22 protein-coding genes are annotated in these 24,290 nt (G+C 73.3%); 13 read left to right on the top strand and 9 right to left on the bottom strand.

What is annotated here, in order from left to right; translation table 11 throughout:
• Nucleotides 1-34 precede the first annotated feature (34 nt).
• Together FHX39_RS13000 and metH are read right to left on the bottom strand one after the other, a co-directional pair.
• Entirely contained in the window at nucleotides 35-430 is a 396-nt protein-coding gene (locus tag FHX39_RS13000; protein ID WP_183339052.1) for a GNAT family N-acetyltransferase, read from the bottom strand.
• A 7-nt stretch (nucleotides 431-437) separates the two neighbouring features.
• The gene (metH, locus tag FHX39_RS12995) at nucleotides 438-4,235 is read right to left on the bottom strand and encodes a methionine synthase (RefSeq protein ID WP_183339050.1); all 3,798 of its coding nucleotides are present in this window, start codon (nucleotides 4,233-4,235) and stop codon (nucleotides 438-440) included.
• 130 nt (nucleotides 4,236-4,365) lie between these two features.
• On the opposite strand from metH, the gene FHX39_RS12990 reads away from it, so the two are divergent.
• The 6 genes from FHX39_RS12990 (at nucleotide 4,366) to FHX39_RS12965 (ending at nucleotide 8,533) form a co-directional block, all read left to right on the top strand.
• Nucleotides 4,366-5,910, top strand: coding sequence for a WS/DGAT/MGAT family O-acyltransferase (locus tag FHX39_RS12990; protein ID WP_183339048.1), 1,545 nt, complete (start codon nucleotides 4,366-4,368; stop codon nucleotides 5,908-5,910).
• Entirely contained in the window at nucleotides 5,907-6,401 is a 495-nt protein-coding gene (locus tag FHX39_RS12985; RefSeq protein ID WP_183339046.1) for a helix-turn-helix domain-containing protein, read from the top strand. Before FHX39_RS12990 ends, FHX39_RS12985 begins: the two co-directional genes overlap by 4 nt.
• A gap of 102 nt (nucleotides 6,402-6,503) precedes the next feature.
• A complete protein-coding gene (locus FHX39_RS12980) occupies nucleotides 6,504-7,052 on the top strand; it encodes a dihydrofolate reductase family protein (RefSeq protein ID WP_183339044.1) in 549 nt (182 codons plus the stop codon).
• 46 nt (nucleotides 7,053-7,098) lie between these two features.
• Nucleotides 7,099-7,905 carry a non-homologous end joining protein Ku gene (gene ku, locus FHX39_RS12975; RefSeq protein WP_183339042.1) on the top strand — a complete coding sequence of 269 codons (807 nt, stop codon included), beginning with the start codon at nucleotides 7,099-7,101 and terminating at the stop codon, nucleotides 7,903-7,905.
• 29 nt (nucleotides 7,906-7,934) lie between these two features.
• Nucleotides 7,935-8,156, top strand: coding sequence for a FitA-like ribbon-helix-helix domain-containing protein (locus tag FHX39_RS12970; protein ID WP_183339039.1), 222 nt, complete (start codon nucleotides 7,935-7,937; stop codon nucleotides 8,154-8,156).
• Nucleotides 8,153-8,533, top strand: a complete 381-nt coding sequence (locus tag FHX39_RS12965) for a type II toxin-antitoxin system VapC family toxin (protein ID WP_183339037.1) — start codon at nucleotides 8,153-8,155, stop codon at nucleotides 8,531-8,533. Before FHX39_RS12970 ends, FHX39_RS12965 begins: the two co-directional genes overlap by 4 nt.
• Before the next feature lie 67 nt (nucleotides 8,534-8,600).
• On the opposite strand, the gene FHX39_RS12960 is transcribed toward FHX39_RS12965, so the two are convergent.
• Complete coding sequence (locus FHX39_RS12960) at nucleotides 8,601-9,083, bottom strand: DUF2505 domain-containing protein (protein ID WP_183339035.1); 483 nt, start codon at nucleotides 9,081-9,083, stop codon at nucleotides 8,601-8,603.
• An 86-nt stretch (nucleotides 9,084-9,169) separates the two neighbouring features.
• Here FHX39_RS12960 and FHX39_RS12955 point away from each other — a divergent pair, with 86 nt between their 5' ends.
• Together FHX39_RS12955 and FHX39_RS12950 are read left to right on the top strand one after the other, a co-directional pair.
• The gene (locus tag FHX39_RS12955) at nucleotides 9,170-14,146 is read left to right on the top strand and encodes an NAD-glutamate dehydrogenase (RefSeq protein ID WP_183339033.1); all 4,977 of its coding nucleotides are present in this window, start codon (nucleotides 9,170-9,172) and stop codon (nucleotides 14,144-14,146) included.
• A gap of 173 nt (nucleotides 14,147-14,319) precedes the next feature.
• Entirely contained in the window at nucleotides 14,320-15,162 is an 843-nt protein-coding gene (locus FHX39_RS12950) for a PHP domain-containing protein (RefSeq protein ID WP_183339031.1), read from the top strand.
• 37 nt (nucleotides 15,163-15,199) lie between these two features.
• Here FHX39_RS12950 and FHX39_RS12945 read toward each other — a convergent pair whose 3' ends face one another.
• Nucleotides 15,200-16,105, bottom strand: coding sequence for an oxidoreductase (locus FHX39_RS12945; protein WP_183339029.1), 906 nt, complete (start codon nucleotides 16,103-16,105; stop codon nucleotides 15,200-15,202).
• A gap of 207 nt (nucleotides 16,106-16,312) precedes the next feature.
• Here FHX39_RS12945 and FHX39_RS12940 point away from each other — a divergent pair, with 207 nt between their 5' ends.
• Together FHX39_RS12940 and FHX39_RS12935 are read left to right on the top strand one after the other, a co-directional pair.
• Complete coding sequence (locus FHX39_RS12940) at nucleotides 16,313-17,080, top strand: DUF4397 domain-containing protein (RefSeq protein WP_183339027.1); 768 nt, start codon at nucleotides 16,313-16,315, stop codon at nucleotides 17,078-17,080.
• Complete coding sequence (locus FHX39_RS12935) at nucleotides 17,077-17,739, top strand: class F sortase (protein ID WP_232530627.1); 663 nt, start codon at nucleotides 17,077-17,079, stop codon at nucleotides 17,737-17,739. Before FHX39_RS12940 ends, FHX39_RS12935 begins: the two co-directional genes overlap by 4 nt.
• A 42-nt stretch (nucleotides 17,740-17,781) precedes the next feature.
• Here the strand turns inward: FHX39_RS12935 and FHX39_RS22165 are convergent, their stop codons facing one another.
• Complete coding sequence (locus FHX39_RS22165) at nucleotides 17,782-19,419, bottom strand: DEAD/DEAH box helicase (RefSeq protein WP_408631489.1); 1,638 nt, start codon at nucleotides 19,417-19,419, stop codon at nucleotides 17,782-17,784.
• 18 nt (nucleotides 19,420-19,437) lie between these two features.
• Between FHX39_RS22165 and FHX39_RS22435 the strand changes: the two genes are divergently transcribed.
• Nucleotides 19,438-19,674, top strand: a complete 237-nt coding sequence (locus tag FHX39_RS22435; protein ID WP_232530626.1) for a hypothetical protein — start codon at nucleotides 19,438-19,440, stop codon at nucleotides 19,672-19,674.
• Nucleotides 19,675-19,862: 188 nt separating this feature from the next.
• The gene (locus FHX39_RS12925) at nucleotides 19,863-20,564 is read left to right on the top strand and encodes a ferritin-like fold-containing protein (RefSeq protein WP_183339025.1); all 702 of its coding nucleotides are present in this window, start codon (nucleotides 19,863-19,865) and stop codon (nucleotides 20,562-20,564) included.
• Nucleotides 20,565-20,601: 37 nt separating this feature from the next.
• On the opposite strand, the gene FHX39_RS12920 is transcribed toward FHX39_RS12925, so the two are convergent.
• The 4 genes from FHX39_RS12920 to FHX39_RS12905 form a co-directional block, all read right to left on the bottom strand.
• On the bottom strand, nucleotides 20,602-20,826 hold the full coding sequence (locus tag FHX39_RS12920; RefSeq protein ID WP_183339023.1) for a DUF3107 domain-containing protein: 225 nt from the start codon (nucleotides 20,824-20,826) through the stop codon (nucleotides 20,602-20,604).
• A 171-nt stretch (nucleotides 20,827-20,997) separates the two neighbouring features.
• Nucleotides 20,998-21,798, bottom strand: a complete 801-nt coding sequence (locus tag FHX39_RS12915; RefSeq protein ID WP_183339021.1) for an FHA domain-containing protein — start codon at nucleotides 21,796-21,798, stop codon at nucleotides 20,998-21,000.
• The gene (locus FHX39_RS12910) at nucleotides 21,795-23,090 is read right to left on the bottom strand and encodes a vWA domain-containing protein (RefSeq protein ID WP_183339019.1); all 1,296 of its coding nucleotides are present in this window, start codon (nucleotides 23,088-23,090) and stop codon (nucleotides 21,795-21,797) included. The genes FHX39_RS12915 and FHX39_RS12910 overlap by 4 nt, the downstream gene beginning before the upstream one ends.
• A 77-nt stretch (nucleotides 23,091-23,167) precedes the next feature.
• A complete protein-coding gene (locus FHX39_RS12905) occupies nucleotides 23,168-23,815 on the bottom strand; it encodes an NAD(P)-dependent oxidoreductase (protein ID WP_183339017.1) in 648 nt (215 codons plus the stop codon).
• 89 nt (nucleotides 23,816-23,904) lie between these two features.
• Here FHX39_RS12905 and FHX39_RS12900 point away from each other — a divergent pair, with 89 nt between their 5' ends.
• On the top strand, nucleotides 23,905-24,288 hold the full coding sequence (locus FHX39_RS12900) for a winged helix-turn-helix transcriptional regulator (protein WP_183339015.1): 384 nt from the start codon (nucleotides 23,905-23,907) through the stop codon (nucleotides 24,286-24,288).
• Nucleotides 24,289-24,290: the final 2 nt, after the last annotated feature.

Raw genomic sequence — 24,290 nt, 5'->3', positions numbered from 1 at the left:
TCTTGGCTCACGCCCACAGATCAGGAGAGGCCGGTCAGAGGCGGAGCAGGCCCGCCGGGGTGGGGGAGAACCCGCAGCGGACGTAGAAGGTCTCCAGGCGGGGCTCGCAGTCCACGTGCAGCCAGGTGCAGCCGGTCCCGCGGGCCGCCTCTGTCGCCCGCCGCACGAGCTCGACGCCCACGCCCTGGCCCTGCCGGTCCGGCGCCACGCAGGTGTCGAGCAGGAACGCGTGCGTCCCGCCGTCCCATGCGACGTTGACGAAGCCGACGAGGTGTCCGTCCGCGTACGCCTCGACCCAGCTCAGGCTGTTCCGGTGCAGGCGGGCGTTCCAGGGCAGCACCGGTCCTCGCCCGCCGAACGCCGCGTCGTGCAGCGCCGACAGGGCCACGTCGTCCACCGCACCCCGTACGCGGTAGCCGACCGGTCCCACCGCGCCCTCAGTCCTCGGGGATGTAGTCGAGGTTCGGCGCGAGCCACCGCTCGGCCTCGGACAGCGTCCAGCCCTTGCGCGTCGCGTACTCCGACACCTGGTCGCGGCCCAGCCGGCCGACGACGAAGTACTGGCTCTGCGGGTGGGAGAAGTACCAGCCGCTGACCGCCGCGCCCGGCCACATCGCCATGGACTCGGTGAGCGAGATCCCCACCTGGGCCTCGACGTCGAGCAGGTCCCACAGCAGGGCCTTCTCGGTGTGGTCGGGGCAGGCCGGGTAGCCCGGTGCGGGCCGGATGCCCGAGTAGCGCTCGGCGATCAGGTCGTCGCCGCCGAGCTGCTCGTCGGGCGCGTAGCCCCAGAACTCGCGGCGGACGCGCTGGTGCAGCCGCTCGGCGAAGGCCTCGGCGAGGCGGTCGGCCAGCGACTCGAGCAGGATCGCCGAGTAGTCGTCGAGGTCGGCCTTGAACGCGGCGACGTGCTCCGCGGAACCGTGCCCAGCCGTCACCGCGAACGCGCCGACGTAGTCGGGCACGCCGCTGCCCCTCGGCGCCACGAAGTCGGCCAACGAACGGTTCGGGATGCCCTCGCGGTGCTGGCCCTGCTGGCGCAGGTGGTGCAGCGTCGTCCGGACGGACGTCCGCGACTCGTCCGTGTAGACCTCCAGGTCGTCGCCGACCGAGGCGGCCGGGAAGAGCCCGAACGTGCCCGCCGCCCGCAGCCACTTCTCCTTCGACAGCCGGTCGAGCATCCGCTGCGCGTCCTCGTAGAGCTTGCGCGCCACCGTCGCCGTGGCCGGGTTGTGCAGCAGGTCCGGGAACCGCCCGCGCATCTCCCACGCGCCGAAGAACGGGCTCCAGTCGATGTAGCCGCGCAGCTCGTCGAGGTCGTAGTCGTCGAACGTCCGCGTGAACGACGCCGCCGGGTGCTGGCCGGTGGGCTCCTCGGACGTGTGCTGGTCGCGCGCCTGCTGCAGCAGCATCCGCGGGCGCGGCGGCCGGTGGCCGGTCCAGGCGATCGGGGTCGCGTGCACCTTCGCCTGCGCGAACGAGCGCAGCGGTCGGTCGGTCCGCTTGGCCCCGTGGCGCTCGCGCAGCGAGGCGTAGTCGGCGGCGACCGACTCGAGCAGCGCCGGGCGACGCTCGTCCGACAGCAGCGAGGCGACGGTCGGCACGGACCGCGACGCGTCCTTGACCCAGACGACCGGGCCGGAGTACGCGGGGGCGACCTTGACGGCCGTGTGGGCGCGAGAGGTGGTCGCGCCGCCCAGCAGCAGCGGGATGGTGAAGCCCTGGCGCTCCATCTCCTTCGCCAGGTTGACCATCTCGTCGAGCGAGGGGGTGATCAGCCCGGAGACGCCGATGAGGTCGGCGTGCTCGGTGCGGGCGACGTCGAGGATCTTCTGCCCCGGGACCATGACCCCGAGGTCGACGACGTCGTAGTTGTTGCACTGCAGGACCACGCCGACGATGTTCTTGCCGATGTCGTGGACGTCGCCCTTGACCGTGGCCATGACGACCTTGCCCTTGGTCGTCGTCTCGCCCGGCAAGCGTTCGGCGTCGATGAAGGGGACCAGGTGCGCGACGGCCCTCTTCATGACGCGCGCTGACTTCACGACCTGCGGCAGGAACATCTTCCCGGCGCCGAAGAGGTCGCCGACCTTGCCCATGCCGTCCATCAGCGGGCCCTCGATGACGTCCAGCGGACGCCCGCCCGACCCGACGAGCTCGAGGCGCAGCTCCTCGGTGTCCTCGACGACCCAGGCGTCGATGCCCTGGACCAGCGCGTGGGTGATGCGGTCCCGTACGGGCAGCCCGCGCCACTCCTGCTCGGTGACCTCCCCGGACGCCGCCCGGTTGTGCTCGGAGGCCACCTCGAGCAGCCGCTCGGTCGCGTCGGCGCGGCGGTTGAGCACCACGTCGGTGATGCGCTCGCGCAGGTCCGGCTCGATGTCGTCGTAGACCACGAGCGCCCCGGCGTTGACGATGCCCATGTCGAGGCCCGCCTCGATGGCGTGGAAGAGGAACACGGCGTGGATCGCCTCGCGGACCGGGTTGTTGCCCCGGAAGGAGAAGGAGACGTTCGAGATCCCACCCGACACGAGCGCCCCAGGCAGGCTCTTCTTGATCCAGCGGACGGCCTCGATGAAGTCCACGCCGTAGTTCTGATGCTCCTCGATCCCCGTGGCCAGGGCGAAGACGTTCGGGTCGAAGATGATGTCGTTCGGCGGGAATCCGACCTGGTCGACGAGGAGGTCGTACGCCCGCTGGCACACGTCCTGGCGCCGCTCGAGGGTGTCGGCCTGGCCGTCCTCGTCGAAGGCCATGACGACGACGGCGGCTCCGTGCCGACGCGCCAGCTGGGCGTGCTCGAGGAACGGCTCGACGCCCTCCTTCAGCGAGATCGAGTTGATGATCGGCTTGCCCTGCAGCGCCTTGAGGCCGGCCTCGACGACCTCCCACTTGGAGGAGTCGATCATGACCGGGACGCGGCAGATGTCGGGCTCGGTCGCGACGAGGCGCGTGAAGCGCTCCATCGCGGCGACGCCGTCGATCATGCCCTCGTCCATGTTGATGTCGATCACCTGCGCGCCGGCCTCGACCTGCTGGCGAGCGACCTCGAGCGCGGTGGGGTAGTCACCGGCCTTGATCAGGTTCCGGAAGCGGGCTGACCCGGTGATGTTCGTCCGCTCGCCGATGTTGACGAAGAGCGAGTCCTCGGTCACCGTCAGCGGCTCGAGCCCCGACAGCCGCAGCGCCGGCTGGACCTCGACCGGCTCGCGCAGCACGAGGCCTGCCGTCGACGGCGCCACCGCGTCGGCGAGCGCGGCGATGTGGTCGGGCGTCGTGCCGCAGCAGCCGCCGACGATGTTGACGAGCCCGGAGTGCGCGAACTCGCCCAGCACGCGCGCCAGGTCCTCGGGCGACTCGTCGTACTCGCCGAACGCGTTCGGCAGGCCCGCGTTGGGGTGCGTCGACACGAACGTGTCGGCGATCCGCGCGAGCTCGGCGACGTACGGACGCAGGTCGGCCGCGCCCAGCGCGCAGTTGAGGCCGACGGCGAGGGGGCGGGCGTGGCGGACCGAGTTCCAGAACGCCTCGGTCACCTGGCCCGACAGCGTGCGGCCGGACGCGTCGGTGATCGTCCCGGAGATGATCACCGGCCAGCGCCGGTCCTGGCGCTCGAAGAGCGTCTCGACGGCGAAGATCGACGCGCGGGCGTTGAGCGTGTCGAAGATCGTCTCGATGATCAACGCGTCGGCGCCGCCGTCGACGAGGCCCTGGGCCTGCTCGAGGTAGGCCTCGACGAGGTCGTCGAAGGTGGTGTTGCGGGCGCCGGGGTCGTTCACGTCCGGCGAGATGGACGCCGTCCGGTTGGTCGGGCCGATCGCGCCGAGCACCCAGCGCGGCCGGCCGGGGTCGCGCGCCTCGGCCGCGTCGCAGGCCCGCCGGGCGATCTGCGCCGCCGCGAGGTTCACCTCGTACGCCAGGTCGCTCATGCCGTAGTCGGCGAGCGAGATCCGCTGGGCGTTGAACGTGTTGGTCTCGAGCAGGTCGGCGCCGGCGTCGAGGTAACGGCTGTGCAGGCTCTCGATCAGCGCCGGCTGGGTGAGGTTGAGCAGGTCGTTGTTGCCCTGCACGTCGCTCGGCCAGTCGGCGAAGCGCTCCCCGCGGAAGTCGGCCTCGCCCAGCCCCTGCTCCTGCAGCAGCGTGCCCATGGCGCCGTCCATGACCACCACGCGCTCGCGCATGAGCGCAGTGAGGGCTGCGCTCGCGTCCGGGCGGTGGTCGACGGTCTTGCTCACGGTTCCCCTGAGGTTGTGCAGGCGCTCGGGACGGCACCCGACTTCCCAGGATACGGAGTGGGCCCGGTCGGGCGCCGGATTCCCGGGCGGCGGACGCCTCCCGCGCGGCGGGCCGCCGTACGGTGGTCGCGTGCCTCAGCGTCTGACCCCCCTCGAGGTCTCGCTCCTCGCGCTCGACACCTCCCGCACGCCCGGGCACGTCGGCACGGTGACCGTGCTCGAGCCGACCCCCGAGAGCGGGGAGATCGACCACGAGACCATCGGTGCGCTGATCGAGAGCCGCCTCGCGTACGTGCCGCGCTACCGCCAGCGCGTCGTCGCCGTGCCCGGTCGGCTGGCCGCCCCGGTGTGGGTGGACGACGAGGACTTCGACCTCTCCTTCCACGTCCGCCCGGCGGCCCTGCCGCGGCCGGGGACGCCCGACCAGCTGCGCGAGCTCGTCGGCCAGCTGCTGTCACGCCGCCTCGACCGTTCGCGGCCGCTGTGGGAGGTCCACGTCGTCGAGGGGCTCGAGGGCGGCCGGATGGCCGTGGTCGAGAAGGCCCACCTCGCCCTCGTCGACGGCGGCGACACCGTCGACCTCGCCCAGGTGCTGCTCGACGCCGACGAGGAGTCCTCCGCGCTCGGCGCGCCGGGCGCCTGGAACCCGGCCCTGGAGCCCGGCCCCACCGACCTCGTCGTCGGCGCCCTCTGGGAGAGCGCGCAGGACCCGGTCCGCGCCGTCGACAACCTCCGCGGCCTCGTCACCGGTGCGCTCGGGATCGCCCTGGCCGTGGGCGAGGTGGTCGGCGGCACCCTCGGCACGAGCCTGGGCGACATGGCCGGCGACGCGCTCCGCGGCGGCCGCCCGCCCGCCGGCTCGCCCCTCGCGGGGACGGTGTCGCCGTCGCGCCGCTTCGCCACCCTGCGGGTCCCGCTCGCCGACCTGCAGGCCGTCCACGAGGCGCACGGCCACACGGTGAACGACGTGGTCCTCGCGGTGGTGGCCGGAGGGCTCCGTTCCTGGCTGATGACCCGGGGCGGGGTCGGCCAGAGCCGGCGGACCCTCCGTGCGCTCGTGCCCATGAGCGTGCTCGAGGACGAGGCCGGGACCTCCTCGCTCGGCGTGCAGGTCGCGCCCCACCTGCAGGACCTGCCCGTGGGCGAGCCGAACGCGCTGGTGCGCCTGCACCAGGTCGCCTACTCCACGAAGGCCCACCGCGACAGCGGGCGGGCCGTCGACGCGCGGACGCTCACCGACATCGCCGGCTTCGCCCCGGCCACGCTGCACGTCCTCGGGGTGCGCGTGGCCGCGGAGACGGTCCGCCGCCCGCACGACGTGCTGGTCACCAACGTCCCCGGCCCGCAGCTGCCGCTCTTCGCCGGGGGCGCGCGGATGACGGAGACGTTCCCGGTCGTGCCGCTCAGCGCCGGGCACCTGCTCGCCGTCGGCGTCACCTCGTACGACGGGGGCGTGTTCTTCGGCCTCACCGCCGACCGGGAGGCGATCGACGACCTCGACGTCCTCGTCCAGTGCCTCGACGACGCGGTCGGCGACCTGCTGGACACCACCGACCAGGTCGGGCGCCGCCAGCCGACGCGGGCCGCCTCGCCGGCCGCACGGCGTGCGGCAGCGTCGAAGGCCGCCGCCCGGGCCGAGGCCGCCCGTCGGCGCGCTAGTGTGCGGCGGTCATGAGCACCCCCAGCCTCGACGGCGTCGCCGCCTTCGTCCCCGTCTCCCGCGAGCAGGCGACCGCCCTGCGTTCCGGGGACGACCTCGGCGACCTCGTCGCGTACGCCCCCGGCCCCGCGCTGCAGGCGGCTCACGGTCTCGGCCCCACCGACGAGGAGGAGGCCGGCTTCGTCGCCCTCGGCTACGCCGGGCTCGGGGCCCTGCTCACCGGGCCCGGGCTGCGCACGGTCCTCGCCGTCGACGTCGGCGGCGGGCAGGTCCAGGCCTCCGGCAGCGAGTTCGGCCAGGTCCAGCTCCACGGCCTGACCTGGGCGCAGGTGTCGGCCGTGTTCGCCGACGAGCCCGACGCCTCACCCGACCTCGACGCCGCGCGGGCCCTGGTCGCCGGCCGTTCCCTCGCCGACGTCGCCGACGACGAGGAGTTCGTCGGTCTCGTCGACCGCTGGGACCTCCTCTGGTACGCCCCGGCGGAGCTCGACGCGTCCGCGGGCTGACGGGTCAGGCCGGGCCGGGCCGATGAGATCGGCGCGGTCGTGCGGTCAGAGCACCACGCCGGGCGGGAGCATCCGACCGGCGACCACGACAGGAGCCGGTTCATGGGCAAGATCAAGGTGCACGAGTTCACGACGCTCGACGGGTCTGTCGGGGTGCCGATGTGGACGATGGACTTCCCGTTCACGCCGGAGCAGATCACCGAGACGGGCGCGCTGACCGGGGCGGCCTCGGGGATCCTGCTCGGCCGGGCGACGTACGAGATGTTCGGGCCCGCGTGGTCGCAGCGCACGGTCGAGGACGACCCGGGCGCCCCGTTCTTCAACGACACCCGCAAGTACGTGGTGTCGAGCACGCTGACCGAGCCGACGTGGGGCCCGGCGACCGTGCTCCCGTACGACGCGATCCGGATCGCCCAGCTCAAGGACGAGGTCGACGGCGACCTCTACGTCAGCGGCAGCGGGACGCTCGTCCGCTCCCTGATCGCCGACGGGCTCGTCGACGAGCTCCACCTCTTCGTCTACCCCGTGGGGCTCGGCGAGGGGCCGTACCTGTTCCCGCCCGGGGGCGCGCGGGCGACGCTCGCGCTGCTCGGCTCGACCGCGTACGAGAACGGCGTCGTCCACCTGACCTACGGCCCAGCCGCCGGCTGAGCAGCGCTCCCCTCGACAAGCGCAGGGCACAGAGGACACTGGTCGCATGCCTCGCTCGATCTGGAAGGGTGCCATCTCCTTCGGACTGGTCACCATCCCGGTGAAGCTCTACTCCGCCACGGAGGAGAAGGACATCGCGTTCCGTCAGGTCCACTCGGCGGACGGGGGCCGGATCAAGTACCGCCGCGTCTGCGAGATCGACGGCGAGGAGGTCCCGTACGCCGAGATCGCCAAGGGCTACGAGCTGGCGGACGGGCGCATGGTCATCCTCGAGAAGGAGGACTTCGACGCGCTCCCGCTGGCGACGACCAAGGCCGTCGAGGTCGTGCAGTTCGTGGCCGAGGAGGATGTCGACCCGACGTACTTCAACAAGACCTACTTCCTGCAGGCCGACGGGCCGGGCACCAAGCCGTACGTCCTCCTGCGCGACGCGCTGGTCAAGACGGGGCAGTGCGCCCTGGTCAAGGTCGCGCTGCGGTCCCGCGAGGCCCTGGCCCTCGTACGCCCGCGCGACGGCCTGCTGGTGATGCACACGATGCTCTGGCCTGACGAGCTGCGCGACGGCCAGTTCGCCGCGCCGCCCGAGACGGTCTCGGTCTCCGACGCCGAGGTGACCATGGCGCAGTCGTTCATCGAGGCGCTGTCTGGCGACTTCGCTCCGGAGGAGTACACCGACGCGTACCGCGAGGCGCTCGAGGAGGTCGTGCGGAGCAAGGCCGCCGGCGTCCCCGTGCCCGAGCAGTCCGAAGCGCCCCAGGAGGCCGAGGTCGTCGACCTGGTCGCCGCCCTCCGCGCCTCCGTCGAGGCGGCGAAGAAGCGGCGGGCGGAAGGTTCCGCGGCGAAGGCGGGCTGATCTGCTAGCACGTTGCTAGCATGGTCAGCATGAGGACCCTCTACGTGCGCAACGTCCCCGACGAGGTAGTCGAGCGGCTGGAGCAGCTCGCGGCTCGAGAGGGATCCTCGGTCAACGCGGTGGTCCTCAAGGAGCTGGCGAGTGCGGCTCGACGGACGCGGAACGCCGAGATCTTCGACTCGCTGCCCAGCCTCGGCATCTCGGCGGAGGACACACTTCGAGCGATCGACGAGGGTCGCGCACGACGATGATCGTCGTCGACGCCTCGGCCCTCGTCCAGGCGTTGCTCCAGGATGCGTCGGCGCGTGCCGCGCTGAGGGGGGACGAGCTCCACGCGCCTTTCCTGATCGACTCCGAGGTGCTCAACGCACTTCGCGGGCACTTCCTGGGCGGGCGGATCAGCGACACCGAGGCCGCGCTGGTGATCGCCCAGCTCGGAGCGATGGACCTCAGCCGGCACTCAGCGGTGCCGCTTGCCGAACGCGCGTGGGAGCTGCGCTCGAACCTCACCGCGTACGACGCGTCGTACGTCGCTCTCGCCGAACGTCTGGGCGGAGGCCTCGTCACCGCCGACGCCCGGATCGCGAGGGCGCCAGGCCTCCGGTGCAGCGTGCACGTCGTCTCCTGAGCCCGACTGCGCGAAGATCGTGCGACACGCCGCGCTTCGTTCGCGATCTGCGCGCAGTCGCGGAGGGCTACGCCTGCTGGTGCTCGGCGAGCCAGCGGTCGCCAGCGGCCTGCTGCGTGCGGAACCCGGCCAGCACGGCCGGGGCGGCGCCCTGCTCGAGCTTGCGGCCGAGCAGGGGGACGTTGACCTTCAGCTCGCCGACGAGGCGGACGGTGGTGCCGCGGCCGCCGGGCGCGAGGCGGAGCTTGCCCTTCAGCGACACGGGCTGCTTGTCGACCGTGAGCACGAGGTCGGCGTCCCGAGAGCCGTCCGGGGCGGCCTCGCCCCAGGTCGTCTCCTCGAGGATGACGAGCTCGGGGCCGGTGAAGCGGGCGGCCGAGTCCGGCGCCTTCAGCGTGCGGGAGGTCCAGGTGCGGGGCGGGGTGATCTCGACCTGCCAGGGGGTGGCCTCGCTGGCCACGCACACCTGCTCCTGATAGCTGCGGTCCAGCATCATGGCGTGCACCGTGGCCGGGTCGGCGGCGAAGTCGAGGTCGGTCGAGATGTCCATCCGGCCATTGAACCAGCCCGCCGGGCACCGTCTAACGTGGTCGTGACGCACGACGCGGTGCGTCGGACGCAGAGACGGATGGTGTGGTGACGACGTACGAGGTCGGGCTCGAGCAGGACAAGACCGACAAGATCGCGGCGGTCGCCGCCGCGGGGCGGCGGGTCGCGAGCGAGCTGGGTCAGGACCCGGACGCGGTGTCGACCTTCATGTGGCACTACTTCCGCCACGTCGACCCGGCCGACCTCGAGGACCGGACGGTCGACGACCTGCTGGCCCTGGTGGAGAGCCACTACCGCACGGCCCTCGTGCGTGAGCCCGGCCAGGACGTCGTCCGGGTGGTCGGCCCGGCCGGCGCCGACTCGCTGGCGGACCTCGGCGAGCAGGACGACGCCACCGGCGTGGCCGGCCCGGGCGGGGTGGGTGGCGCGACGGTGCTCCAGGTCGTCACCGACGACCTGCCGTTCCTCGTCGACTCGGTGACGATGGAGGTCCTGCGTCAGGGCTGGACCATCCGCGAGGTGTTCCACCCGCAGTTCCTGGTCCTGCGCGACGCCGAGGGCCGGCTCTCGCAGCTGCTGCGCTCGGCCGAGGCGGCGGGGGAGCCGGCCACCCTGCACGAGTCCTGGATGAACCTCGAGCTGCTGCCCCCCGCGCGGCTCGGGTCGGAGGAGGCCGCCGCGGCCGACCTCGAACGGGGCATCCACGAGGTGCTCGACCTCGTCGGCGTGTCGGTGGCCGACTGGCACGCGATGGCCGAGCGGGCCGTCGCGATCTCGGCCGAGCTCGCGGAACAGGTCACCTCGAGCTCCTTCGGCGGCGCCGGTGGCGAGGCCGACCAGGCGCGCGAGCTGCTCGACTGGCTGAGCGGCAACCACTTCACCTTCTTCGGCGCCCGCGACTACGACCTCGTGGGAAGCGGCGCCGAGGCCCGCTACGTGCCGGTCCCGGGCACGGGTCTCGGCATCCTGCAGGGCGACGAGGACCCGGCCGGGTCGTTCTCCGCGCTGCCCCGCCTCGACGGGCCGCCCGCGCTGCTCGTCGTGACCAAGGACAACGCGCGCTCACGGGTCCACCGGCCGGCCTACCTCGACTACATCGGGGTCCGGCGCCTCGACGCGGAGAGTCGCGTGGTCGGCGAGCACCGCCTGCTCGGGCTCTTCTCCACGACGGCCTACTCCGAGAGCGTCATGCGGGTCCCGGTGCTGCGGCAGAAGGCCTTGGCCGTGATCGAGGGGTCCGGCTACGACCTCGCCAGCCACGGCGGCAAGGCGATCGTCGACACGCTCGAGACCTACCCGCGCGACGAGCTGTTCCAGACGCCGCTGCCCGAGCTGTCCGAGACCGTCGAGCGCATCGCCCACCTCAAGGAACGTCGCCAGGTGCGCATGTTCGTGCGCGCGGACCCGTACGGGCGCTTCGTGTCCTGCCTGGTCTACCTGCCGCGCGACCGCTACACCGGAACGGTGCGGCGCAAGATGGAGCAGGTCCTGCTCGAGCGCCTCGGCGGGGCGAGCATCGACGACAGCGCGCGCGTGACCGACGCGGTCCTGGCGCGGCTGCACGTCGTCGTGCGGATGCCCGCGGGCCGGCCCACCGCGCTGGACGAGGCCATCGACCTGCGCGCCCTCGAGCGCGACCTCACCGCCGCGACGCGCACCTGGGACGACGAGTTCGCCGACCTGCTCGGGGGCACCCGGGCCGCCGACCGGCTCGGTGCGCTGCTCCGCGCGCTGCCGGAGGGCTACAAGGAGGACTACACCCCGCGGCAGGGCCGGCAGGACCTCGCGGCGCTGACCGACCTGGAGAGCGGGGCCGACATGGCCCTGGCCCTCTACGCCCCCGACGCGCTCCCCGGCCGTCCCGTGGACGAGGCGGACCTGCGGCTCAAGATCTTCCGCCGCGACATGTCGCTCTCGCTCAGCCAGCTCCTCCCGCACCTGACCCGGCTCGGTGTCGACGTGATCGACGAGCGCCCGTACGAGCTCGACGCCGGCGACTCCGAGCGCGCCTGGATCTACGACTTCGGGCTGGCCGTGCCGGGCGGGGCGCAGGCGGTCGCCGCCGACTGGGACGCCGCCGGGCGCGAACGCTTCGTGGCCGCGTTCCGGGCCGCGTACGAAGGGGTCGCCGAGTCCGACGCCTTCTGCGGGCTGGTCATGGCCGCCGGCCTCGGCTGGCGCGAGGTGAGCCTGCTCCGCGCGGTGGGCCACTACCTCCGCCAGGGCGGCGTCTCCTACAGCCAGACCTACATGGCGCAGGCGCTGGCCGCCAACACCGCGATCACCCGGGAGCTCTTCGACCTCTTCGCGGTCCGCTTCGACCCCGCGCTCGCGCTCTCGGTGGCGGACCGGACGGCGCGTGCCGACGTGCTGACCGCCGCGGTGGAGGACGCGCTCGACGACGTCTCCAGCCTCGACCAGGACAAGATCATCCGCTCGTTCCTGGCCGTGCTGCGCGCGCTGGTGCGGACGAACTTCTACCGCCCGGACCGCGCCGCCCTCGCCCTCAAGCTGCGCTCGCGCGAGGTGCCGGACCTGCCCGAGCCGCGCCCGGCGTTCGAGATCTTCGTCCACGCGCCGCGCGTCGAGGGCGTCCACCTGCGCTTCGGCCTCGTCGCCCGCGGCGGCCTGCGCTGGTCCGACCGTGCGGAGGACTTCCGCACCGAGGTGCTCGGTCTGGTCAAGGCGCAGACGGTCAAGAACACGGTGATCGTGCCGACCGGGGCCAAGGGCGGCTTCGTGCCGCGCTGGCTGCCGGACCCGGCCGTCGACCGCGACGCCTGGCTGGCCGAGGGCGTCGCCTGCTACAAGATCTTCATCACCAGCCTGCTCGACGTGACCGACAACCTGGTGGGCGGCGAGGTGGTGCCGCCGGCCGACGTCGTCCGCCACGACGGCGACGACCCGTACCTCGTGGTCGCCGCCGACAAGGGGACGGCCACGTTCTCCGACACCGCGAACGCCATCGCGCTGGAGGAGGGCTTCTGGCTGGGCGACGCCTTCGCCTCGGGCGGCTCGGTCGGCTACGACCACAAGGCGATGGGCATCACCGCCCGCGGGGCCTGGGAGTCGGTCGTCCGCCACTTCCGCGAGCTCGGCATCGACCCCGACCGCGACGACTTCACCTGCGTCGGCATCGGTGACATGAGCGGCGACGTCTTCGGCAACGGGATGCTGCTGAGCGAGCACCTCCGCCTGGTCGCCGCCTTCGACCACCGCCACGTGTTCCTGGACCCGACGCCGGACCCGGCCCGCAGCTTCGCCGAGCGGCAGCGGCTCTTCGCCCTGCCGCGGTCGAGCTGGGCCGACTACGACGCGAGCCTGATCTCCGAGGGCGGCGGGGTCTACCCGCGCACGCTCAAGTCGATCCCGGTGAGCGAGCCGGTCCGGCAGGCCCTGGGGCTTCCGGCCGGGGCCACCTCGCTCGACCCGACGACGCTCATCAGCGCGGCGCTCACGGCGCCGGTCGACTTGCTCTGGAACGGCGGCATCGGCACCTACGTCAAGGCCGAGACGGAGAGCGAGGCCGACGTCGGCGACAAGGCCAACGACGCCCTGCGGGTGAACGGGGCCCAGCTCCGGGCGCGCTGCGTGGGGGAGGGCGGCAACCTCGGGCTGACCCAGCTCGGCCGCATCGAGTACGCGACCCGGGGCGGCAAGATCAACACCGACTTCATCGACAACTCCGCGGGCGTGGACACCTCCGACCACGAGGTCAACATCAAGATCCTGCTGGCGCCGGACGTCGCGGACGGCACGCTCACGACGGAGGGGCGCAACGCGCTGCTCGCGTCGATGACCGACGACGTGGCCGGGCTCGTGCTGGCCCACAACGTCTCGCAGAACCTGGCGCTGGCCAACGCGGAGGCGCAGGCCCCGTCGATGGCCCGGGTGCACGGCGAGTGGATCTCGCGGCTCGAGGACCAGGGCCTGATCGACCGGGCGATCGAGTTCCTGCCCGAGGAGGAGGCGCTCGACGCGCGCCGGGGCAAGAACCGCGGCCTCACCTCGCCCGAGCTCGCCGTGCTGCTCGCGTACACGAAGATCGTCCTCAGCGACGAGGTCGGGCGCAGCGACCTGCCCGACGAGCCGGACCTCGCGGACCGCCTCGTGACCTACTTCCCGCCGGCCCTGCGCGGCGCGTACACCGCCCAGATGCAGCAGCACCGGCTGCACCGCGAGATCGTGACGACCGTCGTGGTCAACACGTTCGTCGACACCGCCGGGATGACCTGCTTCCACCGGCTCTCCACCGAGACGGGGGCGAGCGCGCCCGACCTGATCCGCGCGCACATCGCGGCGCGCACGATCTTCGACGCGGCCTCCCTCGAGGCGGCGGTCGCCGAGCTCGACCACAGCGTCGCTGCCGACACCCAGACCCGGATGCGGCTGGCGATCCGGACGCTCGTCGAGCGCGCGACCCGGTGGCTGGTGAACGAGCGGCCCCGCCCGCTCGACATCTCCGCTGCCGTCGCCGAGCTCGGCCCCGGCGTCCGTACGGTCGTCGACGCGCTCCCCGGCCTGCTGGGCGAGCGCGAGGCGGAGGGGGTCGCCGAGCGCGCCGCGGACCTGCGTGAGGCCGGGGTGCCCGACGACCTCGCGGCGCGGGTGGCCGCGCTGCCGACCGCGTTCAGCGCGCTCTCGTCCGTGACCACCGCGCGGGTCGCGGACCCCTCGACCGGCGCAGAGCGGCGCATGGACGCGAGCCTGGTCGCCGGGGTGCACTTCGAGCTGGCCCAGCGCCTCGGCCTGGACCGCCTGATGACCCGGATCTCCGCCCTGCCGCGCGAGGACCGCTGGTCGACCATGGCGCGGGCCGCGCTGCGCGACGACCTGCACACCGCCCACGCCCGCCTGACCGCCCAGGTCGTGGCGGCCGCGGGTCCGGCGGAGGATGTCGCCGAGCCGGCCCGCGCGGCGGACGAGCTGGTCGCGGCCTGGGAACGGGCCACCCCGGCCTCCGGCGGCGCCCGGTCGACGCTCCGGTCGGTCCTCACCGGCCCGACGGACCTCGCGAAGGCCTCCGTCGCCCTGCGCGTGGTCCGGGGCCTGGTCGGCGACTGACCCTTCGGCCCTGCTCGCTCGAGCGGGTCAGCACACCACCTTCCGACCAGTGGTCGCTCCCGACCTCGGATCAGCTCCGGGAGCTCCCGGGACCGACCACTGGTCAGGTGGGGAGAAGAGCCCAGACGCCGCAGTCGCGGTGGTGCTCGTCCGGTGCGTGGTAGGTCTGGGGGATGCGGATCGACCTCCACACCCACTCCAACGTCTCCGACGGCACCGACACCCCGGCCGAGCTGGTGGTGGCGGCGCGCGACGCCGGCCTCGACGTGGTGGCGCTGACCGACCACGACACGTTCGACGGGCTGGACCGCGCGGTCGCCGCCGGCCATGAGCACGGGGTCGAGGTCGTGCGCGGCCTCGAGCTCTCCTGCATGCGGCAGGGGCAGAGCGTGCACCTGCTGGCGTTCGGGGCCGACCCCGAGGCGGCGGCGCTGGCCGAGGAGATGGTGCGGGTGCGCGAGGGCCGGACCGGGCGGCTGCGTCCGGTGCTGGACCTCCTGGCCGGGCTCGGGGTGCCGGTGACGGAGGAGGAGGTGATGGCCCAGGTCGGGTCCTCACCCTCCGTGGGTCGTCCGCACATCGCCGACGCGCTGGTCGCGGCGGGCTGGGTCGCCGACAGGACGGAGGCGTTCGACCGGTTCCTCGCCGACGGCGGGCCCGCGCACGTCGGGCGCTACGCCATCGAGGTCGCCCACGGGATCGACCTCGTGCACGCGGCCGGCGGGGTCGCCGTCATCGCGCACCCCTGGGGGCGCGGCCGGGCCGGGCTGCTGCCGGAGGCGTTCCTGGTCGAGCTCGTCGAGCAGCACGGGCTCGACGGCATCGAGGTGGACCACCAGGACCACGACGCGGAGACGCGCGCCGAGCTTCGGGCGCTGGCCGACCGGCTCGGCGTGCTGGGCACGGGCTCCAGCGACTACCACGGGACCGGCAAGACCGACCACGACCTCGGGGTGAACACGACCCGCCCCGAGGTGTACGACGAGCTGCGCAAGCGCATCCGCGTCGCCCGCTGAGGGTCGGGGGCCTGGCAGGCCCCCGACCCCTGCGCCGCTACCCCTCCGAGGGCGCGGCGATCGCGTCGAGCCGGGCGAGCTGGCTGTCGCTGAGCTGGACCGAGGCCACGGCCAGGTTCTGCTCGAGGTGGGCGACCGACGACGTGCCGGGGATGAGCAGGACGCTCTCGTCGTGCGCGAGCAGCCAGGCGAGCCCGACCTGCGCCGGCGTCGCGTCCGTCTCCTGCGCGACGGCCTGGACCGTCGCGTCGTCGACGACCTTCTTCATCCCCGGGAAGGCGGAGCCCAGCGGGAAGTAGGGCACGTACGAGATCCCGTGGTCGGAGCAGAGCCGGAGCACGGCCTCGTCGCTGCGGTCCAGCAGGCTGTAGGCGTTCTGGACCGTGACGACCGCGGCCTGCTCGATGGCCTGCACGACCTGGTCGTGGTCGGCGGTCGAGATGCCGACGCCGGCGATCAGGCCCTCCTCGCGCATGGCGACCATCGCCGCCAGCAGGTCCTCGAGCGGGGCCTGCCCGGGCACCGGGTGCTCCTGCAGGCGCAGGTTGACGGCGGCGAGGCGCTCGGTGCCGAGCGCACGGAGGTTGGCCTCGACGTCCTCGCGCACGGCCTCGGGCGTGAGAGCCGGCAGCCACTGGCCCTTCGTGTCCCGGCGGGCGCCGACCTTGGAGACGATCGCGAGGTCGTCGGCGTAGGGGTGCAGCGCCTCGCGGATCAGCGCGTTGGAGACGTCGGGGCCGTAGAACTGCGCCGTGTCGATGTGGTTGACGCCCAGCTCGACCGCGCGCCGCAGCACGGCGATCGCGTCGTCGTGGTCCTTGGGCGGACCCATCACGCCCGGGCCGGGGAGCTGCATCGCGCCGAAGCCGATGCGGTTCACCTGGTAGCCGGCGAGGTCGTACGTGCCGGCGAGGGCGGCGGTGGGGCGGGTGGCGTCGGTCATGATCGCCACGCTACCCGCGGGGTGACGCCAGGCGCTGAGCGCAGTGAGGGACCGCGTACGCCCGGATTCCTGCGTACGCGCGGCGTATCTATCCGGGCGGCTGCGGCACTCGTCACGGGCTTGTAATCTCGGGTCTTCGCGCCAGGGGGGCCTGGTGCGGCTGGGGCGTCGTCGTGCGACGGACGCCCGGAACTCGGGGGGGTTTCCATGACCGTACGCGCGCCGCGTCGGCTTCTCGTCCTGGTGCTGATGCTCGGCACCACGCTCGGACTGGCGGGCCTGACCGCCGCTCCGAGCTTCGCCGCCAACGAGGCGACCCTGTACGTCGTCCAGGGTCTGCCGGGTCGTAGCGTCGACGTGAAGGTCGACGGCAAGCAGGTGGCGTCCGGGGTCAAGACCGCGGCCGTCGTCGGTCCGTTCAAGGTCAAGCCCGGGTCGCGCGAGGTGACCTTCAGCGACGCCGGGACCGAGCTGCTGAGCCGCAAGTTCGACGTCAAGGCCCGGTCCAGCTGGGACGTCGTGGTCCACCTGCCGGGCGGCGGGTCGACCGAGCCCACCGTCACCGTGTTCCGCAACGACACCTCGTCCGTCCCGCGCGGCAAGGCCGAGCTGGTCGTGGCGCACACCGCGACGGTGCCGGCCGCGGACGTCCGCGTGAACGGCAAGGTCCTCTTCTCCAACATCGCGAACGGCGAGGCGCTGAACCTCACCGTCCCGGTCGCCACCTACAAGGTGGCGATCACCCCGACCGGCAAGACCTCGCCGGTCTACCTCGGCCCGGTCAGCCTGACCGTCAAGGGCGGCGCCGTGAACCGCGTCTACGCCCTCGGCGACCCCGACAACAACACGATGAACGTCGCCGTCCACGTGCTGGCCACCGGCTCGTCCGGCTCCGAGCGGCCGAAGAAGGTCGACACCGGCTCCGGCGGCGAGGCCGCCGGCGCGGTCCGCTTCCTCGCCAAGCTGACTCGTTGAGCCACCGCCCGGGCCCGACGACGCGGCGCGCCGGGCCGGTGGCGGTCCTCGCCCTCGCGCTCGCCCTGGCGGCGTGCGGCGGCGCGGACCCGGCCGTCGTGGCCCAGCCGCCCGCCCCGGCTCCGGCGCCCACCAGCACCGCGGCGCCGGACGGGGAAGCCCCCCCGGCCGCCGTCGGGCGGTCAGCGGCGAGCAACCGCATCACGTTCGTGCCCGACCGGGTGGTCCTGCCCGGGGGCGCCGCGGCACCCGTCCAGCCTGCGGCCACCCGGGACGGGGAGCTCCAGGTCCCCGAGGACGTGCAGCACGTCGGCTGGTGGGACGGCAGCGCCGAGGCCGGTGACCCCTTCGGGAACACGGTCGTCGCGGGCCACGTCGACTCCGCGACCGACGGGCTGGGCTTCTTCTCCCGACTGCTGAGCCTGACCAAGGGCGAGACGGTGACGTTGCGCGGGCCCGACGGGCACCACCTCGCGTACACGATCACGTCGATCCGGACGATCAAGAAGGACGCGCTCGCCACGGGGAGCGCCGCCTTCGACCAGACCGGGGACCCGCACCTGGTGCTCATCACGTGCGGCGGCGACTACCGCCGCGGCGACGGCGGCTACGACAGCAACGTGGTGGTGACCGCGACGCCGAAGGGCCTGGCCCGCTAGCGGACCAGACCCTTCGTGGGCGAGCTCGACGAACCCTCGGGACTACTCCGAGGACGACGCCTCGGGAGCCGCCGCGTCAGCCGGCCCGGACTCGTCGGACGACGCCTCGGCGCCACCCTGCTCCGTACGGCCGCGGCCCCGGCCCCCACGACGGCGGCGGCGACGCTTGGTCGCCTCCCCGTCGCCGGTGCCCTCCGTGGCGGTCTCGGCCGCGTCGGAGGTCTCGACCTGCTGCGTGGGCTCGACGACGGGGACGTCGCCCGACGTCGCGGTCGGCTCGGCCGCGGCGGCGACGACCGGGGTCTCGGCGGCGTCGGTCGTGGCGGCCGACTCGTCGGCGACCACGCCGTTGCGCAGCCGGCGGCGGTTGCGGCTGCGGCTCGGCGCCGCGCCCTCTGTCCTGCCCTCGGCCTTGCCCTCGGTCTTGTCGTCGGCGCCCTTGCTGCTGGAGCCCTTGGCGTCGGAGCCGCGGCCCTCGGCGCGGTCCTCACCGCGACGGCGACCACGGTCCCGGTCGCGGCTGCCGGCCTCACGCTCGCGCGGCGGCTCGGGCGTGGGCTCGTTGAGCCGACCCTTGGCGGACGGGTCGATGCCCATGTCGTGGAAGAGGTGCGCGGAGGTGGAGTAGGTCTCCTCCGGCTCCGGGAACGGGAGCCCGAGCGCGTTGTTGATCACCTTCCACCGCGTCTGGTCGGCCCAGTCGACGAAGGTGATCGCGATGCCCGAGGCGCCGGCGCGGCCGGTGCGGCCGATGCGGTGGACGTACGTCTTCTCGTCGTCCGGGCACTCGTAGTTGATCACGTGCGTGACCCCGGTGACGTCGATGCCGCGGGCGGCGACGTCGGTGGCCACGAGGACGTCGACCTTGCCCTCGCGGAAGCGCTTCAGCGCCTTCTCGCGGGCCACCTGGTTGAGGTCGCCGTGGATCGAGGTGGCCTCGAAGCCGCGCTCGACGAGGTCGTCGGTCAGCCGCTGAGCCGAACGCTTGGTGCGGCTGAAGATCATCACGCGTCCGCGGTCCTGCGCCTGCAGGATGCGGGCCACGACCTCGGGCTTGTCGAGCATGTGCGCCTGGTAGACGAACTGCGCCGTCGCGGGGACGGTCGTCTCGTCGTCGGCGGACTCGGCCCGGATGTTGACGGGGTGCTCCAGGTGCCGGCGGGCCAGCGTGACGATCGCCGACGGCATGGTGGCCGAGAAGAGCATGGTCTGGCGCGACGCGGGCGTCTTGGCCAGCAGGCGCTCGACGTCGGGCAGGAAGCCCAGGTCGAGCATCTCGTCGGCCTCGTCCAGCACCAGCGTCTTGAGGTGGGAGAGGTCGAGGACACGGCGGTCGGCGAGGTCGAGGAGCCGGCCCGGCGTCCCGACCACGACGTCGACGCCGTTCTTGAGCGCGTCGAGCTGCGCGTCGTAGCCGACGCCGCCGTAGACGGTCAGCACCCGGATCGGGCGCAGCGCGGCCGCGGTCGAGAGGTCCTTGCTGACCTGGCTGGCGAGCTCGCGGGTCGGGCAGACGACCAGGCCCTGCGGGGCGCCCGGCTTCGCCAGCTCGTCGTAGCCCGCCTCGCCCGGGGCCGACGCGCGCTGCAGCATGACGATGCCGAAGGCCAGCGTCTTGCCGGTGCCGGTGCGCGCCTGACCGATCATGTCGGTGCCCGAGAGCGCGATCGGGATGGCCATGGCCTGGATGGGGAAGGGGTGGAGGATGCCCACCTGCTCGAGCGCCTGGACGATCGGGCCCTCGACGCCGAGGTCGGCGAAGGTCTCCGGGAGCGGGGCCTCGGCCTCGTCGGCCTCCTCGGCGGCCGCGAGCGACTCGTCGGTCGGGCTGATGTCGGTGTCGGTGTCGGTCTGGGAGTCGGTCCCGGAGTTGGCCCCGAGGCCCTCCTCGGGCTCGATCTCGGAGGTCTCGAGGTCGGCGTCGCCCAGGACTGATTCGGACGTGTTCGTGTCGGTCTGCGTGTTCAGCGTATTCGCCTGTCTACGTCTGCGGTGGCCGCGCGAGCCCGCACGACGCGAACGGATCGCGGTGCCGAGGCCGGCGGCCAGGGACGCCGGTAGGGCGTCTGTGCTATGGAGTCTAGCCGTCCGGCCTGCCCGATCCCCTCATTAGGCTGCCGCCCATGTCCGACGTCATCGAGCCGCCCGAGGATGCCCGCCACCCGACCGTGCGCGAGGAGGAGGTGCGGGCCGGCACGGTCGACCTGCTCGGGGCGATCGCGTACGGGGCCCTGACGGCGTACGAGCGGCTCGCGCAGGACGGGGCCGGGGCGCCGACCCTGGCCGACAAGGTCACCCTCGCGACGATGTCGGGCCGCCAGGTCCACCACCTCGAACGGGTCCGGGACCGGCTGGCCGAGCTGGGGGCCGACCTGATGGGGGCGATGGAGCCGTTCCACCGGGCGTTCGACGACTTCCACGCGCACACGCGCCCGAAGGACTGGCTCGAGGGGCTGATGTGGGTCTACGTCGGCAGCGGCTTCGCCGACGACTTCTACGCCGAGGTCGCGGTCACGGTCGACCCGGCGACGCGGGCCCTGGTCGAGGACGTGCTGTCCGACACCCGCCACGACGACTTCGTGGTCGAGCACGTGCGCGCCGGCATCGAGGCCGACCCACGGGTGGCCGGACGCCTCGCCCTGTGGGGACGTCGGCTCGTGGGGGAGGCGCTCAGCCAGGCGCAGCGGGTGGCCGTGGACCGGGTGGGCCTCACGGCTCTGCTCATGGGGGCGGAGGGCGTGGACGTCGTCGCGGTCAACAAGACGTTCTCGCGGCTGGTCGGCCACCACGCCGCCCGGATGCGGCGGCTCGGCCTCCAGCCCTAGGCGGGGGTGTGGGGGTCGCCCCCCACACGACACCCTCCTAGAGGCTGCCGAAACCGACCTTGCGGGCGTTCTCCTCGCCGAGCTCGAGGTAGGCGATCTTCTCGCCCGGGATCATGACCCGACGGCCGCGGTTGTCGGTGAGGGTGAGCACCGAGCCGTTCTCGACGGCGTCGGAGAAGGACTTCTCGACGCTGGCGGCGCTCTCGTCGGTGTCGACGACGACCTCGCGGTTCACGTACTGGATGCCGACCTTGATCTCCACGGAGCTCCTCCTGCGTTCTCGACCGGACGCGGGGTGGACCCCCGCGACCGCTCTACCACGCTGCCACACGCAGCCGCGGGAGCACGTACGTGTTCGCGCCGGGCGGAGATCGCGTCCATCGAGACGCCGACCTCCTCGAGGCCCTTCGACAGGATCGGGGAGCGTCTCGCCCTATGCCGTCTCGTCCTCGGTGGCCGGGCGGACGACGAGCCGGGTCCAGGCGCCGACGTACACGCGGTCGTCAGCGTCGAGCTCCTGCTTGGCGCCGACGGCGACCGGGTTCTTGGGCAGCGGGCCCCCGCTCGCCGCGACGAACGTCCCGTTCGCCGACTCGAGGTCCTCCACCCAGAAGCGGGTGCCGTCGGTCGTCAGCTGCGCGTGCCGCCGGCTGACGCCGGTGTCGTCGGCGCAGTCCACGTCGGGGTGGATGTTGCGACTGGTGGAGGGCCGCCCGACCAGCGCCGACCGGCTGGTCAGCACGACCGTGCGCGGCGGACCGGCCGACGGCAGCGGGTCCGGGCTCTGCGACTCGGTGTACCAGGCCGGGTCCACCCAGACCTCGACCACCCAGCGGGCCACGGCGGCCGGCGCGGGGACGTCGGGCAGGCCCGAGTCGTCGGTCGGGGGCGGCGTCGCGGCGGCGTCGGGCTCGCCCGTCACCACGGACGCGTCCGGCTGGGCGCCGACCGGAGGAGCCGGGTCGGCCCCGACGGGCGGGTCGAGGGGGCGGGGCATCGCGCCGGTGGTGAAGTCGTAACCGCACCCCTCGCAGAACAGGGCGTCCGCGGTGTGCGGGGTCCCGCAGTTCGGGCAGGGCTCGAGGCCGGGGGTCGCGCCGACCGCCGGGTCGGCGGTCGCGGCGGGAGCGTTCTCGACGGCTCCGGCCTGGTCCCCGGCCGCGTCGATCGGCGCGCCGCAGATGTCGCAGTAGTCGGCCGCGCTGGTGAAGTGGCCGTTCGGGCAGCGGTTCACGACCGGATCCTCGTCGTCTTGGTGGAGGCGGTGTCGAGCGCCATCTCGTCGGCCTTCTCGACGTCGCGGCGCAGCCGTACGGTGCCGGTCTCGGGGTCGTCGATGTCGACCACCTTGCGCAGCCGTGTCGTGGCCTCGGCGTTGCCGGTGGCCTCGGCCAGCTGCACCGCACGACCCAGCCGGGTCGTCGCGGTGGCCTCGTCGCCGGACGCCTTGGCGGCGAGGCCCTCCTGGATCGCGTCGGCGAGCTCGGTCTGGCCGGTGTAGTGGGCGACCTCGGCGTTGATCCGCGTGGTGAGGCCCTCGTCGTCGGACCACCGCGCCTTGATCAGCGACTGGGCGACGACGTCCGGCCCGACCGCCAGCTGCACGCGGGCGGCGAGCTGCTCCTGGCCGAGCGACTTCGCCGGGAGCCGGACGGCCACGTGGTAGTCGCGGGACTCGTCGCCCCACGAACCCGTGGGGTAGGCGCCGGTGAGGGCGTTGACGTCCGTACGCCGCGTCGTCAGGTCCTCGACCGAGGGCGACACCTGGCGGACGAAGAGCAGCTGGGCGCCCTGCGGCGTCCACACCCGCAGGTCCGCGGCGGCGATCCCGCGTGCCATCGAGGCCTGCATCAGCGCGGCGAACTCGGCCCGCAGCTGGTCGGGCTCGGGGACGATGTCGACGGTCCCGAGCAGCGCCTGGGCGATCCGGCGCACCTCGGCGACCTGCCAGTCCACGCCGACCCCGCGGCAGTCGCACTGGAAGCGTCCGACGACCGCCGCGACGGCCGCGTCGAGCTGGTCGGGGCGCTCGTTGTGGTTCTCGCCGTCGGTCAGCAGGATCGCGTGGCGCTTGGTCAGCGTGTCGCCGCCCGGGCCGCCGACCGAGTCGAAGAGGCGCCCGGCCAGGGTGAGCCACTGGCCCATCGCTGTGCCGCCGTCGGCCCGGAACTGCTGCACCGCCTGGTGCGCCTGGAAGCGGTGGTTGGCGTCCATGACGACCATGCCCGGGCCGGACCGGACCGGCGGGTAGGCGAGGTAGGCCTGGTGCGTCCCGGCCACGACCGCGAACCAGGTCCCGTCCGCGATCTGGTCGAGCGCCGCGTCGGCGGCGAGCTTGGCCGCCTCCATCCGCGTCCGGCCCATCGAGCCGGAGGTGTCGACGATGATGATCTCGCCCGCGTCCCCCGAGCCCGTACGCCCGGCGGCGCCCGCCCCGGTGCACGTGACCGTCACGATCGCGTTGACGTCGGTGCCGCCCTCGGGCAGGAACTCGTTCTGGTAGACGGTCGCGGCGAACTCCGCCATCGTGCGTCCTCCTCGTCGCGGTGCTGGCCCCTCAGTATGAGGGGCCAGCAGGTCCGCCGGCCCGGGGGGACGACCGCTCAGTACCCCAGGTTGACGTGGGCCCGGTGGTGGTCGTCCTGCTCGACCAGGTCCACCAGCCCGAGCGCGTAGTCGGTGGCGGAGATCGCCCCGCCGTCGGTGGGCGAGACGGCGACGTCGTCGCCGAGGCGGTAGACGCCCCGCCGCTCGCCGGGGGCGAACGAGCCGAACAGCTGGGCCGGGCTGACGAAGACCCAGTCGAGCGTCTCGGACGCCGCGGGGAGGTCCTCGGTGATCAGGGCCGCACCCGCGAGGATCTCGCCGTGGAGCGCGGCGGGGACCTCGCTGAGGTCCTCGACGAAGCGCGGCGCTCCCGGTGCCGGGCGGAGCGAGGAGAAGCCGCCGACGACGAAGAGCCGGGCTCCCTCGACGTCCGCGAGGCGGGCGACGGTGCGGTAGACGTCGCGGAAGGAGCTCGTCAGCGGACCCCGGGGGGCGAGCGCGGCCACCACGACGTCGGCGCCGGAGACGACCGAGGCGATCGCGCCCTCGTCCGTGGCGTCGCCCTGGACGTACGTCACGCCGGGGACCTGCTGCGCGGGGAGCGTCCGGCTGAACGCGGTGACGTCGTGGCCGCGGCCGGCGGCCTCGGCGACGACGGCCGACCCGGCGTAGCCGGTGCCGCCGAGGACGGTGATGCGGGACATGGGATGCCTCTCTCGATGCGGGTGCGGCCCGTGCGTGGGCCACCCGGTTACCGTAGGAGACCTGGTCCCTCTTCGGAAGAAGGCACTTTGTGGTAACCACCTCGGCGACGCCGCTGCTGCCGGGCGACCCGTACCAGGCGGACTGCCCGACCCGCCGGATCCTCGACCGCATCGGGGACCGGTGGACCGTGCTCGTGATCGGCGTCCTCGACCACGGCGACGCCCGCTTCTCCGAGCTCAGGCGACGTATCGCCGGGGTCTCGCAGAAGATGCTGACCCAGACCCTCCGCGGCCTGGAGCGCGACGGGCTCGTGCGCCGCACCGTCTATCCCGAGGTGCCCGTCCGCGTGGTGTACGGGCTCACCGAGGCCGGCCGGACCCTGCAGGAACCCCTCCGCGCGCTGCAGCAGTGGTCGATCGAGCACCTCGGCGACGTGTCGGCGTCGCAGCAGGCGTACGACCTGCGGGACTGAGA

The sequence above is a fragment of the Microlunatus antarcticus genome (assembly GCF_014193425.1).
In the GTDB taxonomy this organism is placed as follows: Bacteria; Actinomycetota; Actinomycetes; order Propionibacteriales; family Propionibacteriaceae; genus Microlunatus; species Microlunatus antarcticus.
This window is presented reverse-complemented; position numbering and strand designations above follow the sequence as displayed.